This is a genomic window from Qipengyuania qiaonensis (assembly GCF_019711515.1).
Classification (GTDB): Bacteria; Pseudomonadota; Alphaproteobacteria; order Sphingomonadales; family Sphingomonadaceae; genus Qipengyuania; species Qipengyuania qiaonensis.
The window spans coordinates 1-23,505 of the sequence record NZ_JAIGNO010000020.1; the positions used below are offsets into that span (position 1 = coordinate 1).

General features: G+C 60.5%; 26 protein-coding genes. 13 read left to right on the plus strand and 13 right to left on the minus strand.

From position 1 onward, the window contains the following. Window positions 1-215: 215 nt before the first annotated feature. Genes K3174_RS16225 through K3174_RS16240 form a run of 4 tightly spaced genes read right to left on the minus strand, consistent with a single transcriptional unit; the run spans window position 216 to window position 3,415 of the window. The gene (locus K3174_RS16225; protein WP_247712253.1) at window positions 216-944 is read right to left on the minus strand and encodes a carbonic anhydrase; all 729 of its coding nucleotides are present in this window, start codon (window positions 942-944) and stop codon (window positions 216-218) included. A 16-nt stretch (window positions 945-960) separates the two neighbouring features. Beyond that, window positions 961-1,941 (minus strand): calcium/sodium antiporter, encoded by a 981-nt coding sequence (locus K3174_RS16230; RefSeq protein WP_221560489.1) that lies wholly within the window; start codon window positions 1,939-1,941, stop codon window positions 961-963. Next, a complete protein-coding gene (gene nhaA / locus K3174_RS16235; protein WP_221560490.1) occupies window positions 1,938-3,134 on the minus strand; it encodes a Na+/H+ antiporter NhaA in 1,197 nt (398 codons plus the stop codon). Before nhaA ends, K3174_RS16230 begins: the two co-directional genes overlap by 4 nt. A gap of 59 nt (window positions 3,135-3,193) precedes the next feature. Next, on the minus strand, window positions 3,194-3,415 hold the full coding sequence (locus tag K3174_RS16240; RefSeq protein ID WP_221560491.1) for an HP1242/YdcH family protein: 222 nt from the start codon (window positions 3,413-3,415) through the stop codon (window positions 3,194-3,196). A gap of 89 nt (window positions 3,416-3,504) precedes the next feature. Here K3174_RS16240 and K3174_RS16245 point away from each other — a divergent pair, with 89 nt between their 5' ends. Then, a complete protein-coding gene (locus K3174_RS16245; protein WP_221560492.1) occupies window positions 3,505-4,446 on the plus strand; it encodes a hydrogen peroxide-inducible genes activator in 942 nt (313 codons plus the stop codon). A 572-nt stretch (window positions 4,447-5,018) separates the two neighbouring features. On the opposite strand, the gene K3174_RS16250 is transcribed toward K3174_RS16245, so the two are convergent. The 4 genes from K3174_RS16250 to K3174_RS16265 are packed head-to-tail and all read right to left on the minus strand — an operon-like array spanning window position 5,019 to window position 9,208. Then, the gene (locus K3174_RS16250; RefSeq protein ID WP_221560493.1) at window positions 5,019-5,489 is read right to left on the minus strand and encodes a response regulator; all 471 of its coding nucleotides are present in this window, start codon (window positions 5,487-5,489) and stop codon (window positions 5,019-5,021) included. Next, window positions 5,476-7,449 (minus strand): sensor histidine kinase, encoded by a 1,974-nt coding sequence (locus K3174_RS16255; RefSeq protein ID WP_221560494.1) that lies wholly within the window; start codon window positions 7,447-7,449, stop codon window positions 5,476-5,478. Before K3174_RS16255 ends, K3174_RS16250 begins: the two co-directional genes overlap by 14 nt. Continuing rightward, window positions 7,446-8,099: a response regulator gene (locus K3174_RS16260; RefSeq protein ID WP_221560495.1), complete on the minus strand. Its 654-nt coding sequence runs from the start codon at window positions 8,097-8,099 to the stop codon at window positions 7,446-7,448. The genes K3174_RS16255 and K3174_RS16260 overlap by 4 nt, the downstream gene beginning before the upstream one ends. Continuing rightward, window positions 8,096-9,208 (minus strand): sensor histidine kinase, encoded by a 1,113-nt coding sequence (locus K3174_RS16265; RefSeq protein ID WP_221560496.1) that lies wholly within the window; start codon window positions 9,206-9,208, stop codon window positions 8,096-8,098. The genes K3174_RS16260 and K3174_RS16265 overlap by 4 nt, the downstream gene beginning before the upstream one ends. Window positions 9,209-9,396: 188 nt before the next feature. Between K3174_RS16265 and K3174_RS16270 the strand changes: the two genes are divergently transcribed. From K3174_RS16270 to K3174_RS16280, 3 genes are all read left to right on the plus strand, one after another. Next, window positions 9,397-10,068: an OmpW/AlkL family protein gene (locus tag K3174_RS16270; RefSeq protein WP_221560497.1), complete on the plus strand. Its 672-nt coding sequence runs from the start codon at window positions 9,397-9,399 to the stop codon at window positions 10,066-10,068. 68 nt (window positions 10,069-10,136) lie between these two features. Then, window positions 10,137-10,730, plus strand: a complete 594-nt coding sequence (locus K3174_RS16275) for a phosphoribosyl-AMP cyclohydrolase (RefSeq protein WP_221560498.1) — start codon at window positions 10,137-10,139, stop codon at window positions 10,728-10,730. Between the two features lie 87 nt (window positions 10,731-10,817). Next, window positions 10,818-11,498, plus strand: a complete 681-nt coding sequence (locus K3174_RS16280) for a DUF2490 domain-containing protein (protein ID WP_221560499.1) — start codon at window positions 10,818-10,820, stop codon at window positions 11,496-11,498. 506 nt (window positions 11,499-12,004) lie between these two features. Here K3174_RS16280 and K3174_RS16285 read toward each other — a convergent pair. The 4 genes from K3174_RS16285 to K3174_RS16305 all read right to left on the minus strand — a co-directional run bounded on the left by K3174_RS16285 (window position 12,005) and on the right by K3174_RS16305 (window position 15,094). Next, window positions 12,005-12,418 carry a RidA family protein gene (locus tag K3174_RS16285; RefSeq protein ID WP_221560500.1) on the minus strand — a complete coding sequence of 138 codons (414 nt, stop codon included), beginning with the start codon at window positions 12,416-12,418 and terminating at the stop codon, window positions 12,005-12,007. Between the two features lie 60 nt (window positions 12,419-12,478). Continuing rightward, window positions 12,479-13,762 (minus strand): DUF5996 family protein, encoded by a 1,284-nt coding sequence (locus K3174_RS16295; protein WP_247712254.1) that lies wholly within the window; start codon window positions 13,760-13,762, stop codon window positions 12,479-12,481. A 52-nt stretch (window positions 13,763-13,814) separates the two neighbouring features. Then, window positions 13,815-14,831, minus strand: a complete 1,017-nt coding sequence (locus tag K3174_RS16300; protein WP_221560501.1) for a zinc-dependent alcohol dehydrogenase family protein — start codon at window positions 14,829-14,831, stop codon at window positions 13,815-13,817. 110 nt (window positions 14,832-14,941) lie between these two features. After that, window positions 14,942-15,094, minus strand: a complete 153-nt coding sequence (locus K3174_RS16305; RefSeq protein WP_221560502.1) for a hypothetical protein — start codon at window positions 15,092-15,094, stop codon at window positions 14,942-14,944. Window positions 15,095-15,309: 215 nt separating this feature from the next. Here K3174_RS16305 and K3174_RS16310 point away from each other — a divergent pair, with 215 nt between their 5' ends. From K3174_RS16310 to K3174_RS16350, 9 genes are all read left to right on the plus strand, one after another. Continuing rightward, window positions 15,310-16,140 carry an alpha/beta fold hydrolase gene (locus K3174_RS16310; protein WP_221560503.1) on the plus strand — a complete coding sequence of 277 codons (831 nt, stop codon included), beginning with the start codon at window positions 15,310-15,312 and terminating at the stop codon, window positions 16,138-16,140. A gap of 45 nt (window positions 16,141-16,185) precedes the next feature. Next, entirely contained in the window at window positions 16,186-17,043 is an 858-nt protein-coding gene (locus K3174_RS16315) for an alpha/beta fold hydrolase (protein ID WP_221560504.1), read from the plus strand. A gap of 85 nt (window positions 17,044-17,128) precedes the next feature. Next, window positions 17,129-17,386, plus strand: coding sequence for a hypothetical protein (locus tag K3174_RS16320; protein ID WP_221560505.1), 258 nt, complete (start codon window positions 17,129-17,131; stop codon window positions 17,384-17,386). A gap of 309 nt (window positions 17,387-17,695) precedes the next feature. Continuing rightward, a complete protein-coding gene (locus K3174_RS16325; RefSeq protein ID WP_221560506.1) occupies window positions 17,696-18,349 on the plus strand; it encodes a hydrolase in 654 nt (217 codons plus the stop codon). 34 nt (window positions 18,350-18,383) lie between these two features. Further along, on the plus strand, window positions 18,384-18,746 hold the full coding sequence (locus K3174_RS16330; RefSeq protein WP_221560507.1) for a nuclear transport factor 2 family protein: 363 nt from the start codon (window positions 18,384-18,386) through the stop codon (window positions 18,744-18,746). Between the two features lie 64 nt (window positions 18,747-18,810). Further along, window positions 18,811-19,575: a nuclear transport factor 2 family protein gene (locus K3174_RS16335; protein ID WP_221560508.1), complete on the plus strand. Its 765-nt coding sequence runs from the start codon at window positions 18,811-18,813 to the stop codon at window positions 19,573-19,575. Window positions 19,576-19,593: 18 nt separating this feature from the next. After that, complete coding sequence (locus tag K3174_RS16340) at window positions 19,594-20,280, plus strand: type 1 glutamine amidotransferase domain-containing protein (protein ID WP_221560509.1); 687 nt, start codon at window positions 19,594-19,596, stop codon at window positions 20,278-20,280. Between the two features lie 140 nt (window positions 20,281-20,420). After that, complete coding sequence (locus K3174_RS16345; RefSeq protein ID WP_221560510.1) at window positions 20,421-20,993, plus strand: SDR family oxidoreductase; 573 nt, start codon at window positions 20,421-20,423, stop codon at window positions 20,991-20,993. Between the two features lie 247 nt (window positions 20,994-21,240). Continuing rightward, a complete protein-coding gene (locus K3174_RS16350; RefSeq protein ID WP_221560511.1) occupies window positions 21,241-22,005 on the plus strand; it encodes an alpha/beta fold hydrolase in 765 nt (254 codons plus the stop codon). A gap of 73 nt (window positions 22,006-22,078) precedes the next feature. On the opposite strand, the gene K3174_RS16355 is transcribed toward K3174_RS16350, so the two are convergent. Further along, window positions 22,079-22,984 (minus strand): helix-turn-helix domain-containing protein, encoded by a 906-nt coding sequence (locus K3174_RS16355; RefSeq protein ID WP_221560512.1) that lies wholly within the window; start codon window positions 22,982-22,984, stop codon window positions 22,079-22,081. Window positions 22,985-23,505 lie beyond the last annotated feature (521 nt).

The window sequence follows — 23,505 nt, forward strand, 5'->3', positions numbered from 1 at the left end:
GTTTCTGCGTCAGCGGACGCTTTGTTCCGACATTCTTTCCAGCATTCCATGCCGGACGATGCCGCGTGGCTGTATCAAATCGTGAATATCCCATTGCATTTCTCCTAGGCCCAAATGGCCGAAGAGGTAACGCTCAGAGTGTCGCCGCTGGGGCCGTTGGCGGAAGGTCCGGTGCTTGCGTGCAGCCAAGCAAGCCGGCCGTTCTGCTAAAGGACTCAGGGCTGGTCGAAGAAGTCGACTGCGCCGGTATCGAGGTTATAGTGCGCCCCTACTACCTTGAGCGTGCCGTTCTCCTGTGGGTTCAATAGTAGGGGATCGGTAGAGGTCCGCAGTTGCTTCACCACTCGGGAAACATTGGCGCGGATGGCATGATCGAGCATGTCTCCGTCGCGCTCCCGCACTTCGAGGACGGCTGGAATGATAGGTTCGATCATGCGGCCGATGCTGCCCGGGAAAGTAGCATTGTCGTCCACCACGGACTTGGCGGCTTTCACTGCCCCACAGGCCTCGTGCCCCATGACCACGATGAGCGGCACGCCCAGTTCGGTGACGGCGTACTCGATGGAGCCAAGGGCGACCGTATCCACGGTATTGCCCGCATTGCGGATGATGAACAGCTCCCCAAGGCCACGCCCGAACAGGATTTCCGGCGAGACGCGGCTGTCCGAGCAGGTGACATAGGCCGCGAAAGGCGCTTGCCCCTGCGCGATCTCAAGTCGGCGGTCTCGCCCGATCGGTGCGGATGTCGGAACGTCATTGAGGACGTTCTGATTGCCTTCGATCAGCAATTCCAACGCTTCGTCCGGCGAGAGAGCGGTCTTGCCATTGACGACAGGAGCAAGACGCGCAGGCTGCGCCGTTCGTGCATCAGCGGCTACCGTGCCGACCGTCATCGCACCGCCCGCGACCGCGGCACCGGCAAGAACGCTACGTCGAGACATCATGGTATTCTCCTTAATTTCAAGCGGTGGTGATAAGAAATGCGAGATAGGCGGCATAGATCGCTAGCAGTGCGACCGCAGGCAACCGCGCGACGCCGCGAAGGACCGCGAGCACAAGCATCGCGGCAGCGGCCGCCAGCATGAGACCGATGTCCACCGGTAGCAGGCTGACCGGAATGGCTCCGGGGGCGAGCAGCATGGTCGCACCGCCGATCCCTAAGATGTTGTAGATGTTCGAACCTATGACATTGCCGAACGCAACCTCGGCTTCGCCCTTGAGCGCAGCAATCACCGATGTGACCAGCTCCGGCAGAGAGGTGCCTATGGCCACAATGGTAAGACCGATCAGCGTTTCAGTCAGACCGGCAAAGCGCGCCAGATCAATCGCCCCTGTCACCAGCAGCCTGCCGCCTCCTACGAGAACGGCTAGGCCCAACACCGTGAACAGAAGCGGCTTGACCCACCCACCCACGGCGGGATGCAGCCCGGCATCCACCATCTCGAGCGCCTGCGCCCGGTCATAGGGTGCATTGTGGACAATGTCGGGCTCGGCGAGCCGTTCTTCGCGATAGCACCAGGCGATATAGGCGACGAGACATCCAACAAATGCCCCGCCGATCACCATGTTGCCCGTTCCAAAGAGCGCAATCAGCAACAGGACGAGGCTGGCACCGAGCGCGACACCCGGATCACGCCAACGGTTCGTGTTGGCTATCGCCATCGGTGCGACCAGCGCGGCGGCCCCGAGAATAAGCAGGCTATTGGCAATGTTCGAGCCGACGATATTTCCCCAGGCAATTGCCGGAGAGCCAGCCAGCGCGGCTTCCACGCTGGTTACCAGTTCGGGCATGGATGTCCCGAAGCCAACAATCACGAGGCCGATTATCAAAGCGCTGACACCTGCCTTTTCGGCAAGACCTACAGCACCTCGAACCAGCAACTCGCCGCCCGCAACAAGCAAAACGAGACCCACGGCGACAAGAGCGATGGCCGTAGTCATGCGTCGCCTGCCCTCATACGCTCGCGCGATGCCGCCCGCAGGACAATAACCCCCACAACCGCAGCGATGATCGAGCCGCTCAGCACGCCTAGCTTGACCGCTGCCATGCTGCCGGGATCGGCGAATGCAAGGTTGCCGATGAACAGGCTCATCGTGAACCCGATACCGGCTAGGCACGAAAGACCGTAGACGTGCCACATGCCAATTCCCGGCGGCAGGTGGGCCAGACCGTTCCTCACAGCCAACCAGCAAGCGCCGAAGATGCCCACCTGCTTGCCCACCACCAATCCTGCCGCAATGCCCAGCGAAAGCGGCGCGAGCAGCGCGTCAATTCCAGCACCAGCGAAGGAGACGCCAGCATTGGCAAACGCGAAGAGCGGAAGGATCAGGAGTGCGACCCATGGATGCAGGGCGTGCTCGAGCCGCTCCAGCGGACGGTCCTCGCCAGCAACGATAGGTACGAACATGGCCGTGATGACGCCCGCCAGTGTCGCGTGAACGCCCGACTTGAGCACGCAGATCCATAAGAAGGCACCGAGCAGGAAATAGGGGATGGTCCGCGCGATGCCCGAGCGGTTGAGCAAGAGCATACCAGCCGCCGGCACCAAGCCGAGAGCGAGGGCGCCGAGGTTCATGTTCTCGGTATAGAACAGCGCTATGATCGCGATGGCGCCAATATCGTCAATGATCGCGATGGCGAGCAACAGGGCTTTCAAGGCCCCCGGCACGCGGCTTCCCAGTAACGCCAGAAGGCCGAGCGCAAAGGCGATGTCAGTCGCGGCCGGAATCGCCCAGCCACGGATGTTCTCGGGCGATCCAGCATTGATGGCAACATATACCAGCGCCGGCACAATTATCCCACCTAGGGCGGCATAGACCGGCAGCGAAGCCTGCTTCCAGCTGCGCAACTGGCCGGTCACGATCTCGCGCTTCACCTCAAGCCCAATAAGGAAGAAGAACAAGGCCATCAGCCCGTCGTTGATCCACAGCAGCAGGGGCTTGTCGATCGTGACCAGATCGCCCGCACTAAACTGGACGGGTATGGCGAGCAGATTCTGATAGGCGGGCAATAGGGGCGAGTTTGCAACAACTAATGCGAAAGCGGCTGCAGTCATCAGGAGGATGCCGCCAGCACTTTCGCTGGCGATGAAGTCGCGCAGCCGCTCTTTCGGGGTGGGGTTGTTTCGTGTCATGATATGAAATGGCGGCGACCGGCACGAGGTTAGGCGAGGTTTCCGGTCGCCGCGCCTGTTCAGCCCGTCAGGCCGCGCCCGTAATAATGGCGTTGCAATGCAGCGATTTTGTCCTTCAGCCGCAGGCGCACACGCTTCATCGCCTTGACCTGTGCACTTGCGCCGAATGCTTTGGTTGTGTCGATCATTCGGTTGAGCGCACGATGCTCGCGCATCAATTTGCGCAGGTATGGTTTCATGATCTTCTCATCGGGGGACTTTTGGGTCATGTCGCTCTCCATCGTTTGACAATGGGGATATGCAGGCACAATCGCCCATTATCCAATTCGATCAGTTGCCGATCTTCGATAAGTTTTGCTAATGGGCTTTCATGCCGACGCTCAAGCAGATCTCGATTTTCGCCAAGGTCGCCCAAACGCAGAACATGGGAGAAGCTGCACGGGGACTTGGACTGAGCCAGCCTGCCTTAAGCCAGCAACTGCTGGCTCTTGAACGCGATCTGGATGTGCAACTGTTCGAACGCGTGCCAAAGGGGATGCAGCTCACTCCGGGCGGCCGTCAGCTCCTTCCGGCAGCCCTTGCGGTTCTTGGCGCGGCGCGAGAGTTCGGCGACGTGGCCGATCATGTAGCAAAAAGATTCGTTGGCTCGATCAGGTTCGGCGTGACGCCGACCCTCGGGCCCTACCTCATGCCTGCGGTCATCAAGCGGCTCCACCAGCGCTATCCCGGGATGCGGCTGTTCATTCGGGAGGGTATTCCGGAGGTACAACAGGCCGATCTCGCAGCCGGACAACTCGACATGGTCCTCTCTCCCTTGCCGATCGAGGGGCGCGGCTTGCATATCGAACCCCTCTTTCGCGAGCCGCTGCATATTGTCGCTCCGCCGGATGATCCCCTCCTGACCGTCGATCGGAACAGCCGGAAGAATTACACCGACCGGACTTTTCTGACGCTCGATCATCGGCATCATTATCATCGACAGCTCGAGGACATCTGCCGCAAGCTTGGCGCAACGATAATGTCCGATTACGAAGGTACGAGCCTTGATGCCTTGCAACAAATGGTCGGGTCGGGCGTAGGACTTGCGATCCTTCCCGAACTTTATATTGGGTCCGGCGCAGGCGGGCTCGATATGGTGGCGGTCACCGATCCGCCGGGGTGGCACGAGTTTCGCAGCATCGGCGCCGCGTGGCGATCGACAGCCGCCTTTGCCGATCTCTACGTGGAGATTGCAGAGGTCATCGCAGCGGAAGCGCGGCTCAAATTGAACGATGTGCGGGAAACCACATCGCTAGGTACTTCAATGTCTTGAGATGTGAAAAGCAGCAGCTATGGCTGCCACAGAGAAACAAATTTCCGTTCTGCCAGGAGCAACCCGCCCTCAACGTCGACGCCGAGATATCGCACCGTGTTCTCGATCCTGGTATGGCTAAGCAAGATCTGGATGGGACGATTGAGTCGAACGTTCTCGATACTCTAGCCACAACGATAGACGGCTACGCAAGTTTGCCGTCAATTCGAATTAGGTTGATCGATTGGGCTTCCGCTGGATGACAGTCGCTCTCGAGCGAATTTCACTGCCCACAACGACATCTCCGTTCTTGATCTGACGAGATCGTAACCGCGAAGCTTTCTGTCGGTCGCGAGGTCGAACAGCGCCTTGTTGCGCACACGTCCCTTCCGATCCTCATGAAAGCGAACGGCTCAGGCTTGCTGCTGGGTCAGTGGTTGTTTCTTCCCAATGTCATTGCCGGCATTCCAAGCAAGTCGACCCTGTATTACGGGGGTCAGAACTTGAATATACCATTTCGGTTCTCATCGGCACAGATTGGCCGACGGGAGACCGATCGCATGATAGCTTTTGCCCCAGATATCGTTGTGAAACTAACCGATGGTCTTCGCCGATCTATCTGCCGCCTTTGCCGTACCCGTTTGCAGCCTCTCGTAGAGCAACCGCGTTTCGAGAAGGTTCGAAATTCGCAAGGCGACTTCGACAACGTCAAACGGTTTAGCAACGAAGTCTTTTGCGCCGAGCGCCAAAGCGCGGCGTCTCGCCTGAATGGTCGTATCGGCGGTAAGGACAAGAACTGGGCGGAACTCGTCAGGAGCATCGTGACGCGAAAAAGCTTCGAGTAGCTGAAATCCATCGACTTCAGGCATCGTGAGGTCGAGCAAAACGAGATCAGGCTGCCACTCAATATAGGTCGAAAGGGCCTCTTTGGGCTCTGTCAGACCAAAGATTTGCGTGTAGCCCTCGCGCTGCAGAAGGTTCTGGAGAAGACGCACGTTTGCTTCTTCATCATCAATCGCAAGAATACGGCGCGAGAGTATCTCTGCACGATCAATCAATTGCATGGGGCTGTGTTCCAGTTGTCTGCGAGGAAGGCAAAGCAGGCTTTGGGGCGGCGTCTGAAGGGAGCGTAAAGGCAAAGCGCGCGCCTGGGGTGCGCGGCTTGTATTTAATCATCCCGCCCATCGACTGAACCAATGATTTTGAGAGCGCGAGACCAAGCCCTGTGCCCTCGGTCTTGCTGCGCTTGTTCTGTCCGAGCCGATCAAACGCCGTGAACAGGCGCGAGACATGAGCGGCCTCCACACCGAGCCCATCATCCTCGACGAAAAATGTGACTGTATTGCCCGGCGACCGTTGAGCCCCGAGCCTAACAAATAGGCCCGTGGTGTTGTACTTCGCCGCGTTGCCGATCAGATTGAGGATAATCTGGGTCAGCCTACGGCGGTCGGCGACGACGCTAAGCGGCACAGAAGGCTCAACGAGCTCGAACGTGAGACCTGAGTTTGCGACGATAGGGTCTGCCAGATCCCTCGCCTCTGCCAACGCCTCTCCAACGTCAATTGTCTCAAGATCAAGCTCTGCACCTCCGGCCTCGATACTGGTAATATCAAGCAGATCATTTATGAGCGAGAGGAGGTGGCGTCCGGCCTTGGTGATCCGCTCGACCGCTTCTTGGTGAGGTTCGCTGAAGTTATCCAAATCGATTTCAAGCAATTGCCCGAAGCCAAGGATCGCATTGAGCGGGGTGCGCAACTCGTGGCTGGTGCGCGAGAGAAATTCACTCTTGGCAAGGTTTGCGGCCTCGGCGTCCTCTCGCGCCAGTTTTAGCGCCTCTTCGCTACGTCGGCGTTCGGTCATGTCCCGTGTCACCTTGGCGAAGCCGCGCAAAGCCCCGGCTTCATCGCGTAGGGCGGTGATCACGACATTCGCCCAGAACCGCGAACCATCCTCGCGAACACGCCAGCCTTCGTCCTCGGCCGACCCATCGCTGCGAGCTCTTTCCAGCATTAGGTCGGGTAGGAATTTTCGCGTTTCCTCTGGGTAGAAACGGCTAAAGTGTTGGCCGAGTATCTCGTCGGCTTTCCAGCCCTTGATCCTCTCTGCTCCTAGATTCCAGCTTGTGACTACGCCTTCGGTGTCGAGCGTGAAGATACCGTAATCGCGCACCCTCTCGATCACAAGGCGGAAGCGTTCTTCGCTGGCGCGCAGGTCGTTCTCGCGTTCGCGTAGGAGCGCGCTGGCGCCGACAAGCCGCGAGGAGAGGCGACCGATCTCGTCGGCGTCTTCGGGCAGATCGACTAGCTGCTCGCCCCGCGCGAGCAAATCCGCGTTGTGTTCCAAGCGGTTGACGCGTCGCACGATGCCGGTTGAGAAGAGGTACACGGCTGCTAGGCTACCGAGCAAGCCAATTAGCCCGCTAATTGCAGTTAAAGCCAGGAAGCGTGAGCGGACCGCGTCAACCAAGGCCCGTCTTTCGTCAAGCACCACAGCTTCGCGCTGTTGGATCCTATCGATTTTCTCTCGCACCGTGTCGAGCGCGAGCTTGTTTGCGATCAGAGCGGTTTCGACTTCGTCGGCCGATGCGGGCTCAGGTAAACGCGCTAGCTCGACCGTCGCTTTGAGGCTCTCGCGCTTTTCATCGGTAACGCGAAGCAGATCGACAAAGTAGCGCCTGACAACTTCGTCCTCGATGGCGACATCGAGCCTTTCGAGCGTGGGTGGCAATTCGGCCTGGGCTTTCCGGTAAGGTTCGAGAAAGCGCTCCTCTCCAGTCAGCGCGTAGCCTCGCACACCGGTGGCAGCCTCGGCAAGAAGCGCATGGACCTGATAGATATCGCGTTGGATGGCGAAAGCGCGTCTCACGTCGTCTTCGGCGCGTGTTTCGGCCGAGCTGGCAACGTAGAGTGAGATCAATGATCCCAGCAACACGGCGAGTGGTAAAGCAACCACGACCAGCCCTTTGAAAGCGAGCGGTCGGTCGGTCCAAAACCGATTGAGCAAGCCCGAGCGTGGCTTGCTCACCGCTCATCAACCATGCTGGATTTCATCTTTACTGAGAGGACCGCAGCCTGGGTGCGGTCACTGACCCCGAGCTTGCCGATGATCCGCTCGACATGGGCCTTGACCGTCGCTGGACTGATGTCGAGCTTGCGCGCAATTTCCTTGTTGGTGAGGCCTTCGGCGACCTGGCCAAGCACTTCGATTTCGCGCGGGGTAAGAACGCTCGTGACGTCCGGGATTTTCTCGCTCGTTTCTTGCGTTTTCAACGCTTCGGTGAGGAGGTGGAGCGGGATGGCGCCGGTGCCTTCTAAGACGCGATGAATTGATGTTTTGAGGTCGGCGATGCCGGTGTCCTTCAGCACATAGCCGCTCGCGCCGGCGCTCAGGGCTTCGCGCAGATAAGCGGGCGTATCGTGCAGCGTCAGCATCAGGATACGGATCGACTGGTTCAGCGCGACGATCCGCCGGGTCGCTTCCAACCCATCTATGCCGTTTCCTAACCGTACATCCATAAGCACCAGCGCGGGGTTCAGTTCGCGCGCCAGTTCCACCGCTTCCTCGCCCGTGGCGGCCAGCCCTACAAGGTCCATACCCGCTTGGCTAAGCACCGCGGCCAGCCCTTCGCGGGCAAGCTGGTGATCGTCGACGATCAGGATTCGCGGCCCGTTCATTCGGCTGGCCTTTGCGGCAGCCACGCCGTTACCGTGACGCCATAATCCTTGCCCGCCACCCATTCGAGCCGCCCGCCAACAGCCGACATCCGTTCGGCCATCACTTCGATCCCAATATGATCGCCCGACGCTATTGGATTCCGGGCGAACGACAAGGCTGGCGCACCCTTGCCATGATCTTCGATGCGCAGCCTTCCGGCCTGATCGGCGCGCGCTGGCAGGAGTTCTATAAATACAGGGCAAGGACCGCCGGCATGCTTGCGGATATTCGTTACGGCTTCCTGCGCGACGCGGAACAATGCGCTTTCGACCGGGGCGGGCAAACGAGCGTCTGCGGACGGTAGGCAGATGTGAACTTCGTAGCCATCGCCTTGCAAGCGATCGCTTAACGCTTGCAAGGCCGCTTCTAGCCCCAAATCGTCGAGCAAGGTTGGTCGCAAGCCGCCGATCACAACTCGCAATTCACGCACCATCTCGCGCGCAATTTCGGCAAGGCGCGCGCGCTCTGATGCAGGCAGATCGCCCGACCTTTCCCCGTCGGCACCTTCAAGCATGCGCGCAAGCGCAGTTGCGGTCTGCGCAAAACTATCGTGCAGTTCCTGTGATACCCGGCGGCGCTCGTCTTCCTGAGCACCGAAAATGCGCCGGACGAGTGTCTCGAGCCGTTTCTCGCGCTCACCGAGGGTCGCGAGCAGGTGCGATCGTTCACGCTCTCGGCGAATGCGGTCGATCGTAGTCCCCATGAGCTCGAGCTGAAGACGCACTGCTTCACGATCTTCCTCATCGGTAATGTGACCCAGGGAATGAATGCCGTCGATCGTGATCCAGCCTGCGTCTGTTCCATCGGGCCCCGGCGCGGGGATCGCCATGGCATCCGACTGTTGCTTGGTTGTTACCACGGCCGATCGCCGTCCCAGAAAGAAAGCGAGGCGCGTTGCGCAGTCGGCCAACACGGTGTCGATGCTTTCCGAGTGCGCCTTCGCCAGCTCGCTGCCTGTAACTGACAGCAGACGCATCCGCGCGGCTCGCGCTTCGGCGGCGCGATAAAGCGTGCGCAGTTCGGCGATCGTCTCGATCTGGGTCGGAAGTGAGGACAGCTCGCTGGGCATAGAGGCTGCTTTGTAAGGCCTTTACAAAAAAGTGCATAGGCCAGGCGGCCTAGGCTGCAGGGCGTGCCAGTTGGCCGATTTGAGGCACCGATTGATTGCCTAACTTTCAAGCCAAAGACCATTCCGGTCTTCACGCCCGAAACACCGCATTCTTTAAACGCAGTGTTTCTCGAAGGAGCTTAGGCAAGATGCGTGCGACTTTATTTGTTCTCGGATCGGCTGTCGCATTCGGCGCCATGGCAATGCCAGTAGCGGCGCAGGACGTCGGCGACATCCAGATCAAAGGCTTTGTAACCGGTGTTTTACCGGACGGCGAGATTAACGAAGTTGAGGTCGACACGATCGGGCTGCCGGCCGGTTCACAGACCAGCGCGACGGACAGCTATGTACCAACGATAGCGATCGAATACTTTGTTATGCCGAATATTTCGCTGGAAACCATCTGCTGCGTCACGCCGCATGATGTGCGCGGTGAAGGGGCCCTTGCTGGCGCAGATCTGATCGATAACGCGATCATATTGCCTGCAACTGTTACCGCGAAATACCATTTCGATGTCGGTGCGATCAAACCCTACCTTGGCGCCGGACCAGCTTACTTCTTCATTTTCGGCGAAGATGTGGGTCGGGGTGCGTCCGGTCTGGGCGTCACTGACGTCGATCTGTCGGACGAGCTAGGTTTCGCCCTTCAGGCCGGTCTTGATGTGACATTGAACGAGCGCGGCCTCGGCCTATCGATTGATGCGAAGCGCTACTTCGTCGGCACCACCGCCACCTTCAACGCAGGTTCTGTGACCGCCCTGCAAACTGAGCACAATCTTGACCCGTGGGTCGTCAGTGCTGGGCTTGCTTACCGGTTCTGAGTTCCCCCTTCCGGTCCTTGTACCCCGTGTGACCGGCACGTTTCGTATATCATAACAGGAGAAAGACGATGAAAACCAAATTCCTTCTTGCCGCTGTGGCCGCCTGCTCCACATTCATTGCTGCGCCAGCATTCGCGCAGAACAATGTCATGTCCCAGCCCGTCTTTGAGGGCGCTCAAATGGGTGAGGAGTGTATCTCCGAACAGGAAGTTATCACTGCGCAGGAGGCTTGGGGCAATGGCATTATCGAGATCGGTCGCGTTTATTCGGAAGGGGGCGATTACCGAAAGGCTGCCGCTGACCATATCGCCAAATTCTACGCCTATGATTTAAGCCTCGTTCTGTTCAAACCGACGCTGGCGGCAGTTGAGCAGTTCCGGCCTACTTTCGACGGTGCGCTCTCGTACTTCGTCGGCGGCAATCCTTCATATCCCGAGGACAAGGGCTTTGCGATCACGCCGTGGAGCAAGGTCCGATGGCAGAATGCCGGTATTACAAATAATGCCTGCAACATGGCAGTAGCTATGGGCAATTATTGGTTTACCCCTGCTGCCGGCGGAGAAGAAACCAAGGTCGAATACACCATCGGCTATGTGAAAGACGCGGACAATAGTCTGCGGATGGTCGTTCACAAGTCGACAATTCCGTACAGCGGCAATTAAGCCCGCCTCCGTTTGGTCGAATGAGCCCCATCGGTCGGAGCGCCGCCCCGTTTGGCGCTTCGGCCCAATTTGCATGAGGTGCCTATCATGAAATCCGCATTTGCCAAGGTCGCGATCGGCCTTCTTGGCGCGCTTACGCTCGCCTCCCCTGCCTCCGCGACCGAGGATGACTTCAACATCTGGACTGGCCAGTTCATGGTCATTGATGTCGATAAAGATGGCGACTGGTTCGTGCGCGGTGAGGTGCAGGAGCGTTTCACAAACGATGCGGACCGCTTGGGTCAGCTGCTGTTCCGCACGCTGGTCGGCTATCGCATCGATGAGAAGGTCAGTATCGGTGGCGGCTATGCCTACATCCTCACCGACCCCGTCGGGCCGGTCGAAGTGAACGAACACCGATTCTATCAAGAATTGAATGTCAGGCTGGTCGATAAAGACGGCGTGACGGTGGATTCCCGCACCCGACTTGAACAGCGGACGTTTGAGGACGGTGACGGAACGTCGTGGCGCGTTCGCAACTTCGTGCAACTGCGCGTGCCGATCAGTGAAAACAACAAGTTTGTCGCTTACACGGAACCCTTCATTGAACTGAACGAAACCCCGTTTCAGCGTGGGGGCCTCAGCGTGTGGCGAAATTTTGCCGGCGTTTCGATACCGCTCGCGGACGGGATCGAAGTGGTGCCGGGATATCTCAACCAGGCGGTCTTTCGCGATGGTGAGGATCGCTTGGATCATGTTGCCAACGTGAACCTTTTCATGAACTTCTGATTGCGAAAACTCTGGAGAAAGGCACTTGGCTATACGCACATGCATCGTACGCCTGCCCAAATCTGTTTCTAATTGAAGGGGCAGTTAGCGCCAATTATCGATCGAAAGACGTGAGGCACTCGGACGCAAGCAGGGGGGGCGAGAAAGTTTATGTGATTCCCCTTGGCCGGATTGACTGCACAGAATGTCAGCTTTCAGGAACCGAGGTGCGTGCTCGTCACGTCTGGGATTAGGGCGCTTTTCAGTCACAGGCAGGAAGGGGGCCGAGAAGAGACAGTCCGGTTCCGGGAACGGCATTGTTTTAAGCAGCCGTTCGGCGGGACTGATGTTGCTTCAGCAATCGCCGACCTTAGCGACCATTCCCGGGCTTAAATCACCCCGTCGAAACCGGCCGTTCATTCACACGGCGAACTGTGGCGACTCCTGGGCTGCTTTCCGCCTGTCCGGGCTTAGGTGCTAGATGTGAGAAGCTGAAAGAGGAATCCGCGCAATGCCGGCGACATCCGCTAAAAATCGAGACAATCAGGGGCGGAAGGGATTCGTGCGATGACCTTGATCTCGAAGTCGAAGCCAGCCAGCCAGTTCACGCCGACCGCCGTCCAGTTCGGATAGGGAGCAGCGCGGAAATGGCGGCCCTTTACTTTCATGATGGTATCGAACTGGCGTTCGGCGTCGGTGTGGAAGGTCGTCACATCGACGATGTCGGCGAGGTCGCACCCTGCCGCGGCAAGGACCGCGATCAGATTGGCGAAGGCTCGCTCGACCTGCGTTTCGAAGTCGGGCTCCGGCGTGCCGTCGTTCCGGCTGCCGACCTGTCCCGAGACGAACAGGAGACTGCCCGAGCGGATCGCGGCGGAATAGCCGTGTTCCTCGTAAAGCGCGTGCCGGTTGGCGGGAAAAATGGCTTGGCTGGTGCTCATGGAAAATCCTGCTTCCTTCATAAGAAATGACTGGCAGCAAGCTGCCGCTCGCTTTGCGGATCAAACCGTCGACGCAGTTTCGCCTGGCGCCCGGCGCTGGTGAAGAACGTCCTGAAGTTCGGGGTTCCGCTCGATCTGCGCCTTTGCGAAGGGGCAGAGCGGAATGATCGTGAAGCCTTCGCGTCGCGCATCATCGACCGCCTGACGCACCATCCGTTCGCCGACCCTGCGCCCCCGCAGGGCTTCTGGCACATCGGTATGATCGATGATGACGAGCGTTTCGCCGGCGCGGCTGTAGGTCATTTCGGCTTCGGTTCCATCGACGAGTATGTGGTAACGCCCTTTGGAGGCTCCCTCCTCTCGCTGAACCGGTTCTTCGGGCAAGGGCGCCTTGTATTGCGCCGAAATCGGGTCCGATGGGCGCACCCTGGCAGGCCGTCCAATTTCGCATTCCAGCAAGTCGCGGTCCCAGTTCCCGAGATCCGCTGCGGCTTCGTAAGTCGATGTGAGGAAGGACAGCAACGCAGCATCCCCGTCCTGCGCCTTCTGGACGGCATCGTAAGGCAGCACGAATTCAGCGAGTTGCTCGTGCCAGAACGCGGCATCGGGCTGAACCGGCGCACTGCGATAGCCGTTCGGCGCGGGATAGGCATATGCGTAAAAGGCGGGGTATTCGATAGGACCGCCGCCGGGCCAGAAGCCTGCTGAGGAGACCTCGCGGTCGTAGGCTTCCTGCGCCACGTCGTCCGGCAGGGCGGGAATGCCGCCGGGGTGGAGCGGTGCGCGTCGGCCCGAGAAGCGGGTAACAGCCAAGTCCAGAGCGCCCCAGAACAGATGCACGGGGCTGGACTTGCCGAGAAACGCGGTCCGGAACCGATTGAAGACCCTGTCGACCGCCACAAGCGCCTGATGGTAGCGTTGAACCGCATCGCGATCGTAGGGCCGGTCGCGATGATCTTCCTTGAACGGCACCGGATCGGGGACTTCGTTCGGTTGGCCATCGAAGCTTGGCGTGCCGCCGAGCTTCGAGATCATCTCGGTGAACCGGGCGTGGAACATTGCCACCGTCATCGGCTCGAGCGGGAATGCCGCCTTTCCGCCATCGCCGCAGGTGCCCACAACCTCGTGCTCGCGAAGATCGAAGATGATCTCGATGCCCGGGCCGTCCGGGATTGGCGAAGATACCAGTCCGCTGGGTGTCACGTAGAACGTCGCGTTCCAGGAATGGTTGAGCCACGGGCTATGCGCCAGCCGGTACTTGCCTGCTATCTGCAGGTAGAGATGAACAGCCGAACAGGTTTCGCGCCAACCCAAGTAGTCGAGCGGGGGCCAGTTGTTAGTCATATCGCATTCTCCATTCGGTATTGGCCAGCGGGCCCCGGCTCTCAGCCTTACATCATTCTGCGGCGGCAAGAGGCGGCACCATCGTCTCCGCCTCGCCGGAGACGTCGATCGCCACCTTCCCCCGTAGCCCGCGGCGCGAACCAGTCTCCAGCACTTCGTGCCCCTCTGCGAGGCGATCGAGCGGCAGGACGGCGCCGATCACCGGCCGCACCAGCCCGCGTTCGACAAGGTTCGTGAGTTCGTCGAGTTTGCCGCGGTTCTGGCGGGTAAAGACGAAGTGATAGGAGGCGTTACGCCCCCAGGCCTCGAGCAGGTTTTGCGGCGTTGCGATATCGACGATCGAGACCACGCGTCCCAATGGCGCGAGCACGAGCGGGCTCCGCGCCAGGGTGTCGCCCCCGATCGTGTCGAAAACGACGTCGACCCCTTGTCCGCCGGTGAACGCGTTCACGGCGTCGACGTAATCGGTATCGGCATAGTCCACCACATCGTCCGCGCCGAGAGCACGGACGAAATCGTTGTTATGGGTGCGGGCAGTCGTGATAACCCGCGCCCCTATGGCCTTCGCGACCTGGATCGCAATCGTTCCGACGCCGCCGGCACCGCCATGGATTAGGATTGTCTCGCCAACGCGAAGACCCGCACGACTGATCAGGGCCTCCCACACGGTCCCGCCCACGAGTGTCAGGCTTGCTGCTTCGACGTGCGACAGGTTGCGCGGCTTGCGCCCGACGAGATCGACATCGGCGACATGGACCTCGGCGTAGGACCCGGCGCCGCCGAAGATCTTCGGTGTGTAGTACACCTCGTCACCGGGGGCGAACTCGGTAACATCCGCACCGACGGCTTCCACGACGCCGGAGACATCGTGACCGATCACGGCCGGCAGCGTCACGTAATCGGCGTAGTCGCCGCGGCGGATCTGATAATCGAGCGGATTGATCGCGGTGGCGTGGACGCGAACGCGAACCTGCCGCGAGCCGGTCGAAGCGATGGGAAGGCTCTGCACCTCGAATGCGTCGGGCCCGCCGAAGCGGGTGAGGACCACCGCCTTCATCGTGTCGGACATATCGTCTTCCTTTCCTCACAACGAAGCACGCCGATACGTGAAGACCAAGGCAAGTTGGCGATCTCGCGCGCCCTTCATCAGTTGTCGCACGGGTGGCGCCACCACGAACTTCAAGCGGTGGTGATGGCGCGCCGCGCAAATCCTACCCCGACGCCCAGGCAACGCGTTGCGAAGAATGCTGCGCAGGTGCCGATATTGCGATCTTCCTCTGCCGCCAGTGCCCGGAAATGAAGCTCGGTCCGTTCGGCGTGCCTGAGGAGCACGTCGAAGAGATCATGCCGAGCAGCGCCTGGCCCGCAAGATCGGCAACGCGGCCGCAGTATCCGCGCCGCGCCTTGCGCAATCACTTGATAGTATCATCATGTTTCGACCACCGAACACCTTCGTCCGGAAATGCATGCGTTCGGATCAGGGCGGGACGGTCGAGCGCCGAACTTGTCGCAAAGATCCGCAAGCTCAACCCGAGGGAAAACTGGCCATGGCTACAATCACCACTTCCGACGGCACCGTTCTTTATTACAAAGACTGGGGGCCGAAAGACGCGCAGCCCGTCATGTTCCACCACGGCTGGCCGCTGAGTTCCGACGACTGGGACAGCCAGATGCTGTTCTTTCTGTCCGAAGGCTATCGCGTGATCGCCCATGACCGGCGCGGTCACGGCCGATCGGACCAGACCGATACCGGCAACGAGATGGACACCTACGCCCGCGATGTTGCCGCAATCGTCGAGGCGCTGGACCTGCGCGACGTCGTCCATATCGGCCATTCGACCGGAGGCGGCGAGGTCGCGCGCTATGCCGCCCGGGCGGAGCGTGGCCGCGTAGTCAAGGCGGTGCTGATCGGTGCCGTCCCCCCGGTCATGGTCAAGTCCGACAAGAACCCGGACGGGATCCCGATGGAGGTCTTCGACGGATTCCGCGAGGCGCTGTCCGAAAATCGCGCGGAGTTCTACAAGGGCATTCCGGCCGGCCCCTTCTACGGCTTCAACCGTGAGGGCGCCGAAGTCAGCCAGGGCCTGATCGACAATTGGTGGCGACAGGGCATGGCGGGCGGCGCGAAGGCCCACTACGACTGCATCGAGGCTTTTTCCGAGACCGATTTCACCGAGGATCTCGAGGCGATCTCCGTCCCGGTCCTGTTTCTGCATGGCGAAGACGACCAGATCGTGCCGATCGAAAACTCCGCGCACAAGGCAGTCAGGCTGGTGCGGGACGGAACGCTGAAGACCTATCCGGGGCTCTCACATGGCCTCTTCGCGACGCATCCGGAACTGGTGAATGCCGACCTGCTGGCTTTCGTTCGGGCTTGAGACTGCGGCCGCAGGCAACTGGGTCGTTTATCGAGGAGGCTCGTAATGTCGGTCAGCTACCGAACTCAACAGGTCGGAGATGTTGCGGTCTTTTACCGGGAAGCCGGCGCGAGGGACGCCCCCGTTCTCCTTCTCCTCCACGGCTTCCCTTCGTCAAGCCACATGTTCCGCGAGCTCATCCCCCTGCTCGCCGACCGGTATCGGGTGATTGCTCCCGATCTGCCCGGCTTTGGCCAGACGCATGCGCCGGAGCGGGGCGCTTTCGAGTATACGTTCGACAATTTGGCCGATGTTATTGGCGGGTTTGCGCAGGCCCTGCACCTTGAGCGCTATGCCCTCTATGTCTTCGACTATGGAGCTCCGGTCGGATTCCGGTTAGCGATGGCGCATCCCGAACGCGTAACCGCCCTGATCAGTCAGAACGGCAACGCCTATCTCGATGGTTTCAGTGACGAATGGGGCCCTTGGCAAGCCTATTGGCGCGACCCCAGCCCCGAAAATCGCGAGGCCTGCCGTGAAGCGCTTTCGGCCGAGACTATCGAGCACTGGCAATATCGTACCGGTACTGACCCGAACCTGCTTGCCCCCGATGGCTACCTGCTGGACATCGCCCTGATGTCTCGGCCGGGCGCCCAAGAGATTCAACTGGACCTGATCCTCGACTACCGCAGCAATCTGGATCTCTATCCGGAATTCCAGGCCTATTTCCGCGAACATCGGCCGCCACTGCTCGCGGTCTGGGGGCGGCACGATCCGGCATTCATCCCCGCGGGCGCGGAGGCTTACAAGCGTGACCTTCCCGATGCCCAGGTTCATCTGCTCGATACCGGTCATTTCGCTCTTGAAACGCACGCAAGCGAGATCGCGCAATTCATGCGCAACTTCCTCGGCATGCATCTCTAGAGCGCATGGGCCGGAATGGTGATAAGGCTGTAATCCGAAGATACGATCGCGATCCTTGTCTTCGCAATCCATCGAAAGGCCGAGTATGAGTATCAAAGACATCGAAGAAGACTGGGCCGTTTTTTCTCATGATGGCGATGTGAGCATCGGCGCAGTGCGACGTATCCGACCCAAGGGAATAGTCGCCTATATCGAGAATTTTGACGACGTAACCTTCGAGGAGAAGGATATTGCTCGGGCGGGTGAGGGCAAGGTCGTATTGCAGCCGGACTGCCTGTCTCGAGAGGTCCTGGATGCCATCACCCACGCCCATGACAAGGAATCGGGCAGGACCTCTCGCTAGGCTCTGTTCCTCCCTGTAGGAAATAGCCGCTGTCACCGGTTTGCCGGTCATACGCGGAAGCTTCGAAAGCTTGCGCCCAACTCGCGCGTAGCTAGTGCGAGACCGGCCCGTGCGGTCGCGGCACGTGTCGCTACCACCTTGCCTGCTGTGGATTTGCCCCCGCTCTTCGGGCCGGTCTGCCCTCCATGCAGGCCGACATCACCGCAAGATCGGCACTGTCGACGCAGCTTCAGCGCCGCGCAGATCGTGCATCCTCTCTATTTTTGCCGTCGAAAGCTCGGCTCCCCCGACGATGCAAAGGATGACATCATGACCTCCCGCAACGGCCTCGATTCGCTTCTTCGTCCTGAGGATTCGGTCCTCGTGCTGATCGACCACCAGCCATACCAGCTCGCGAACCTGAACAGCCACGATCCGCACATGGTGGTGAACAACACGACCGCACTCGCCAAGGTCGCCAAGGTGTTCGGCGTGCCCACCATCCTGACCACCGTGGTCGCCGCGCGCGGCGGCGACATCTTCCCGCACGTCACCGAGGTGTTCCCGGGCCAGGAGGTGATCGACCGGACGTTCATCAACACCTGGGAGGATCCAAAGGTCGTCGACGCGGTCAAGGCGACGGGGCGCAAGCAGGTGATCATGGCCGGCCTGTGGACGGAGGTCTGCGTGGCCATGCCCGCGATCCAGGCGGTGGGCGAAGGCTGGGACGTGACCGTGATCACCGATGCTTCGGGCGGCACGTCGCTCGAAGCCCACGAAGTCGCGATCCAGCGCATGATCTCAGCGGGCGTCAACATGATGACCTGGCTGGCGCTGGCCGCAGAGTGGCAACGTGACTGGGCCCGGGCCGAAACCGCCATGCCGCTCAACGATGCCCTCAAATACCATAACGGCGGCAGCGCCATCGCCTATATCTGGGAGCAGCAATTGCTGAATACGCCGGTACCGGGCTCCTCGGGCTGACCGCGCCGATCGAGTTACCAGAATGGAGACAGCGGTGGATTTCGCAAGCATCTTGCAGGCCAACCTCGATCGGGTCTTCGGAGAACGTGATGTCGCAAGGCGCATATCGGCGATCCGGGAGATGTACACGGTAGACGCGGTATTCCACGAGGCCGAGCGATCGGTGCGAGGGCACGAGGCGATCTCGCAAGCCGTGGAAGAGGTACTCGGGCATCTGCCCCGGGATTTCGTCTTCACCGCAATACGGCCAGGTCTGGGCCACAACGGCGTCGGTCGCTTGCAGTGGCGGGTTGGCCCGCCCGGAGGTCCCGTCGCAGCGACTGGCACCGATGTCGCTCATGTCGAGGGGGCGCTCATTCGAACCCTGCACGTGTTTCTCGATCAACCGAATACCTGAACGAACATCGCGCTGCTCCTCGCCCGGCCGGGCCCCTTTTGTTTTGCTGAAGGAATCCCTGCAAATGACCGAACAAGATCGTCAGCACACGAGCGCGCATGGTTTTCCCGTCGGACTTGAAATGCACGTCGCCTATCCGGCTTTCCAGGTCAGCCTGACGCTTGTCTCGACCACGCAATTGAGGTTCGCAATCGAGGAAGGGCCTTTTGCCCGGACCGAGACCGTCGATATCGAGGTCGTGCCGCTCGGCAACAGCATCTTCGCCGTAAGCTGGCAGGAAGCGAGCGGCGCGACGGTCACGAATGTGCAGGACTTCGACCGCGATCTGGTCTTCTCCTTCGCAACCATGCCCGATGGCCGGTTTATGCGAATGACGGGGAGGATGGCGATCACCCAGTCCGCAGATCGCCTCGCCGACGATCGCCCACACCGGAACAAGCGGCTGGTCCTTGATGCGATGACTTCATTGTTCCAGCGTCATGATGCATCGGCGGTGGAACGGCTCTACGCGCCGGATTACATCCAGCACAATCCCGATATTCCCCAAGGTCGCGAAGCGTTGCGGGCGCTGGTCGAAGCCCTGCCGGAGCACGTCTACTACGAGCCTGGCATGGTCATTGCCGACGAGAATCTCGTCGCGATCCACGGGCGGATTCGCGGCTGGACCGAGGAGCCACAGATCGTGGTTGACATTTTCCGGGTCGAGCACGGCTTGCTGGCGGAACACTGGGACGTCTTGCAGAACGAGGTTCCGGTGACAATCGATGGCGGCGTCTCGATGTTCGACCCGCACGAAGGCGCACGCCGCGCCATTCCGGAATCAGCATAAGCATCGGAGCATAAAGTCATGAAAGTTGTAATGATTCTAACGTCGCATGACCAGCTCGGCGACACCGGCTGCAAGACCGGTTTCTGGCTCGAAGAGCTGGCCGCGCCCTATTATGTCTTCAAGGAAGCTGGCTACGAGATTACGCTCGCGTCCCCGGCCGGCGGCCAACCTCCGCTCGATCCCAAAAGCAACGAGCCCGACTTCCAGACCGATGACACGCGCCGCTTCGAGGCCGACGCCGAAGCGCAAAAGGCGCTGGCGAATACCGCGAAGCTTGCCGACATATCCCAGGCTGATTTCGATACGGTCTTTTATCCAGGAGGCCACGGCCCGATGTGGGATCTCGCCGAAAGCCCGGACTCGGCGGCGCTGATCGAAAGCTTCCTTGCCGCGGACAAGCCGGTCGCGCTGGTGTGCCATGCGCCGGGCGTGCTCCGCCACGTCAAGACGCCGGACGGCCGTCCGCTCGTGGAAGGAAAGAAGGTCACCGGCTTCACCAACGGCGAGGAGGCTGCCGTCGGCCTGACGGAAGTCGTGCCGTTCCTCGTGGAGGACGAGTTGCAGGCCAAGGGCGGCATCTATTCGAAGGGTCCTGACTGGGGTCCGTACATCGTACAGGACGGCCTTCTGATCACCGGCCAGAACCCGGCCTCGTCCGCAGACGCCGCCCGGCGGCTGGTCGAGGAACTCGGAGCGCCGGCATGAGCGCCTAGTGGTCTTCGTCCGTGACACGGTTACCGACAATCAGGCGCTCGATTGCTGCCGGGAACGGACGCCGGCCGCGCGCCACGCGCATCCACTGGAACTCTCCGTGAGGGCGAACGCCCGAACCAAGGAGAAAAAGCATGCGGGTATTCATCGTTGGCGTCGGCGGCGGCGTGGGCCGTCGTGTCGGGGAGCAGCTCGCCGCTGCGGGCGACGAACCCACCGGTCTTGTACGTCAGCAACGTCAGATCGAGGCAATGGCGGCCCTCGGCATCAAGGCGAAGTTCGGCGACCTCGTTGCGATGTCGGTCAATGAGCTCGCCGACGCGATGCGGGGCGCCAAGGCAGTCGTCTTCAGCGCCGGCGCCGGCGGAAAGGACGGCGACGATGCGACGACCCGCATCGATGGCGACGGACCGGGCAAGCTCGCAGAGGCGGCAGCGCTCGCCGGCGTGCGACGGTTCATACTCGTCTCCGTCTTCCCGGAAGCTTGGCGCGAGCGGCACATGGACGGTTCGTTCGAGCACTACATGGTTCAGAAGAAGCGGGCAGAAGTCGCGCTGGTTCAGACAGATCTCGACTGGCTGATCGTGCGCTTCTCGACGATCCGGCAACGGGTCGGGTCGATCTTGGACTCGCCAAGATCCATGAAGAGATCACGCGCGACGACGTTGCGGCCACGGTTGTCGCGCTACTCAAATCGCCAGACCTGAGCCGCATGATCCTTGAGGTGACCCGCGGTGACGTACCCATTGCCGAGGCGGTAGCGGCAATCCGAGAAGCCATTGCGCCGATCGACTCCGAGCAAGCGTGACGCGTCAATGGTCGGTCGCGTCGCGCTGATGGGAAACAGGGCCGTCGCCTCGTTCTCGAAGTACGGAAACTGAGAGCCGCTACGACAAGTCGCCCGAACGAGTTCCTGGCGGCACCGCCAAATCAACATCGAACGGAGACCCGGTCATGTATCATCTGCGAGCCTTTCTTCTTTCCAGTGCCCTGTTGCTGGGCTTCATGACCTTTCCGTCAGGTGCGGCACTGGCCAACGTGAAGAACATCGTCCTTGTCCACGGCGCAAACGTCGACGGCAGCACTTGGCGCGACGTCTACGACCGCCTGACGGCAGACGGGTATAAAGTCACGATCGCGCAGATGCCGCTGACTTCCACCGAAGACGACATTGCCGCAGTACAGCGGGTAGTCGATGTGCAGGAGGGCCCGATGCTGCTGGTTGGCCATTCCTACGGCGGCGTCGTGATCAGCGAAGTGGGGGCGGACCCGGACGTCAGGGGCCTGGTCTACGTCGCGGCGTTCCAACCCGATGTTGGTGAGAGCGGCGGGGATTTGCTGGCTTCCGCTCCGGGCGAGTTCACCCCCGACAAGCTCACGATATTCGATGACGGCCACTATCTGATCAAGGAAGACGCCTTTCTCGCGATCGTGGGCAATGGCCTGTCCGAAGAAGACGCCATCTTCGTCGCACGGTCGCAAGCCGCGTCCCACTCGGCGATACTTGAATATCGGGCGCGCTCTGCAGCGTGGAACGATAAGCCGAGCTGGTCGATCATCGCGACCATCGACCGGACCATACCGCCCGACCTCCAGCGCCGGATGTCGCAGCGAGCCGGTTCGACGGTCGCGGATGTCGAGAATGGTCACATGCTGCCGATGACAAGTCCCGACGAAGTGACCGAGGTAATCCGACAAGCCGCTGAGACGTTGAAATAGTCGGGCTTGCCACGCGGACCGGAGATCGGTCGATGCACCTTTCGGGCTATCCAGGAAGCTGCCGAACGTGACGTCATGTGCTAGCTCGCTTGGGATCCCGGACAGCGCGCCGAAAGTCGGAAGGGCTCATGCGCATGTGCTTGAGGAAGACCCGGGCGAGGACCTGGTTCGACGAGTATCCGACCTCGAAGGCGATCTGGGTGATCGGAAGATCCGTCTGCTCGAGAAGCTCGCAGGCCTTCTCCACCCTCAGTCGCGTCAGATAGACCCGCGGCGGTACGCCAAGGGACTGCTTGAACATCCGGGCGAAATGGAAAGGCGACAACTGCGCTTCTGCCGCCAGTTCGTCGAGGCTGACGTCTTCGGCCAGCCGGGCATGCATCAGATCCAGACTGCGCCGCTGTGCCCATGGTGCGAGGCCGCCCTTTGTCGGTGCGAACGGAGTCCCGCCCATCCGGCTCAGTTCGGCGAGGATCTCGCAGCCCGCGGCCCGCGCCAGCAGCCGCGATGGCGCCCCCTCGTCTTCGCAGAACGCCCACAAGTTCCGGACTGCGGTGCGAATTGCCGGGGATTCGAACACCTGGCCATAGATGCAGGATGTGTCGAACGAGAACCGGCCATCGGCGGCCTCGTCCAGGACGTGCTGCCACTGCGCCAAGGGAAAGGCCAGCGTGCGAAGCCGTTGTCTCTCTTCATTGATCACGGTGGTCGGAAAATTGGGCGCAGCGAGGGCGAGGGTGCCTTTGCGGCTGGTCACATCGAAGCGCCCTCCTCCCAGATTTCCTCGGACCCGACTGGAGCCGAGCATGTCCTCCACCAGCACGATGTCCGACACGGCCGGGCGAGACATGTCTCCCGCCGGTCGCTCGATCTCGAGTATGTCGAGAATTGCGCCGGGGGACTTCATGCTGCGCAAGTAGGACGCATGCTGGCCTTTGCTGTGCCACTCGGCGTATGAGGAATGGGCATGGATGGTCATGGTTGCCGCTCCAGCATCGTACACGTCACGATCGGGATCGACGGGCAAGCCGGATCGCGCGCCGCGCGCCGATAGGACGGCTGCCGACCGCGGCAATACCGGTGGGAGAGACTCGAATTGGCCAGAACCATCATCACTATGTTTCCCATGGTGCGGCCGTCGTCGCGATTTGGATAGATACGGCCGGTGGGCGCTCCAGTGGCAGCACCCGTCATTCAACCCTGGTAGCTTTGCAGCAGTATTTACAAGATGGCCAAGCGCGTGAGCGCCTTCGCAATCTAGCGGCACGAATAGCGGCAATCGCTCCTTGAATCGGGCCTACCATAGCGATTGGTCAGTATTGGATAAACCCGCCCCCCTGCTATTTGCCGCAAGATCGGCACCAAGGCGTCAGCCTGAGCGCCGCACGACACCGGAGCGCTTGCTAAGAGTGAGGTCCCGACAAACGTCTCGCTATCCCTTTCGTCGCGTTGACATTGCAGACGAAAGTCTGAACTTCGCGTCCGAAGATTGCCATCACT

Coding starts and splice junctions, on each gene's coding strand:
- K3174_RS16260 (WP_221560495.1), bottom strand. CDS start 8,099: ATGAACGGGCCGCGAATCCTGATCGTCGACGATCACCAGCTTGCCCGC.
- nhaA (WP_221560490.1), bottom strand. CDS start 3,134: ATGACACGAAACAACCCCACCCCGAAAGAGCGGCTGCGCGACTTCATC.
- K3174_RS16340 (WP_221560509.1), top strand. CDS start 19,594: ATGAAAGTTGTAATGATTCTAACGTCGCATGACCAGCTCGGCGACACC.
- K3174_RS16350 (WP_221560511.1), top strand. CDS start 21,241: ATGTATCATCTGCGAGCCTTTCTTCTTTCCAGTGCCCTGTTGCTGGGC.
- K3174_RS16230 (WP_221560489.1), bottom strand. CDS start 1,941: ATGACTACGGCCATCGCTCTTGTCGCCGTGGGTCTCGTTTTGCTTGTT.
- K3174_RS16315 (WP_221560504.1), top strand. CDS start 16,186: ATGTCGGTCAGCTACCGAACTCAACAGGTCGGAGATGTTGCGGTCTTT.
- K3174_RS16240 (WP_221560491.1), bottom strand. CDS start 3,415: ATGGAGAGCGACATGACCCAAAAGTCCCCCGATGAGAAGATCATGAAA.
- K3174_RS16250 (WP_221560493.1), bottom strand. CDS start 5,489: ATGCAATTGATTGATCGTGCAGAGATACTCTCGCGCCGTATTCTTGCG.
- K3174_RS16245 (WP_221560492.1), top strand. CDS start 3,505: ATGCCGACGCTCAAGCAGATCTCGATTTTCGCCAAGGTCGCCCAAACG.
- K3174_RS16270 (WP_221560497.1), top strand. CDS start 9,397: ATGCGTGCGACTTTATTTGTTCTCGGATCGGCTGTCGCATTCGGCGCC.
- K3174_RS16300 (WP_221560501.1), bottom strand. CDS start 14,831: ATGTCCGACACGATGAAGGCGGTGGTCCTCACCCGCTTCGGCGGGCCC.
- K3174_RS16345 (WP_221560510.1), top strand. CDS start 20,421: ATGCGGGTATTCATCGTTGGCGTCGGCGGCGGCGTGGGCCGTCGTGTC.
- K3174_RS16280 (WP_221560499.1), top strand. CDS start 10,818: ATGAAATCCGCATTTGCCAAGGTCGCGATCGGCCTTCTTGGCGCGCTT.
- K3174_RS16320 (WP_221560505.1), top strand. CDS start 17,129: ATGAGTATCAAAGACATCGAAGAAGACTGGGCCGTTTTTTCTCATGAT.
- K3174_RS16275 (WP_221560498.1), top strand. CDS start 10,137: ATGAAAACCAAATTCCTTCTTGCCGCTGTGGCCGCCTGCTCCACATTC.
- K3174_RS16310 (WP_221560503.1), top strand. CDS start 15,310: ATGGCTACAATCACCACTTCCGACGGCACCGTTCTTTATTACAAAGAC.
- K3174_RS16325 (WP_221560506.1), top strand. CDS start 17,696: ATGACCTCCCGCAACGGCCTCGATTCGCTTCTTCGTCCTGAGGATTCG.
- K3174_RS16265 (WP_221560496.1), bottom strand. CDS start 9,208: ATGCCCAGCGAGCTGTCCTCACTTCCGACCCAGATCGAGACGATCGCC.
- K3174_RS16335 (WP_221560508.1), top strand. CDS start 18,811: ATGACCGAACAAGATCGTCAGCACACGAGCGCGCATGGTTTTCCCGTC.
- K3174_RS16295 (WP_247712254.1), bottom strand. CDS start 13,762: ATGACTAACAACTGGCCCCCGCTCGACTACTTGGGTTGGCGCGAAACC.
- K3174_RS16285 (WP_221560500.1), bottom strand. CDS start 12,418: ATGAGCACCAGCCAAGCCATTTTTCCCGCCAACCGGCACGCGCTTTAC.
- K3174_RS16355 (WP_221560512.1), bottom strand. CDS start 22,984: ATGACCATCCATGCCCATTCCTCATACGCCGAGTGGCACAGCAAAGGC.
- K3174_RS16225 (WP_247712253.1), bottom strand. CDS start 944: ATGATGTCTCGACGTAGCGTTCTTGCCGGTGCCGCGGTCGCGGGCGGT.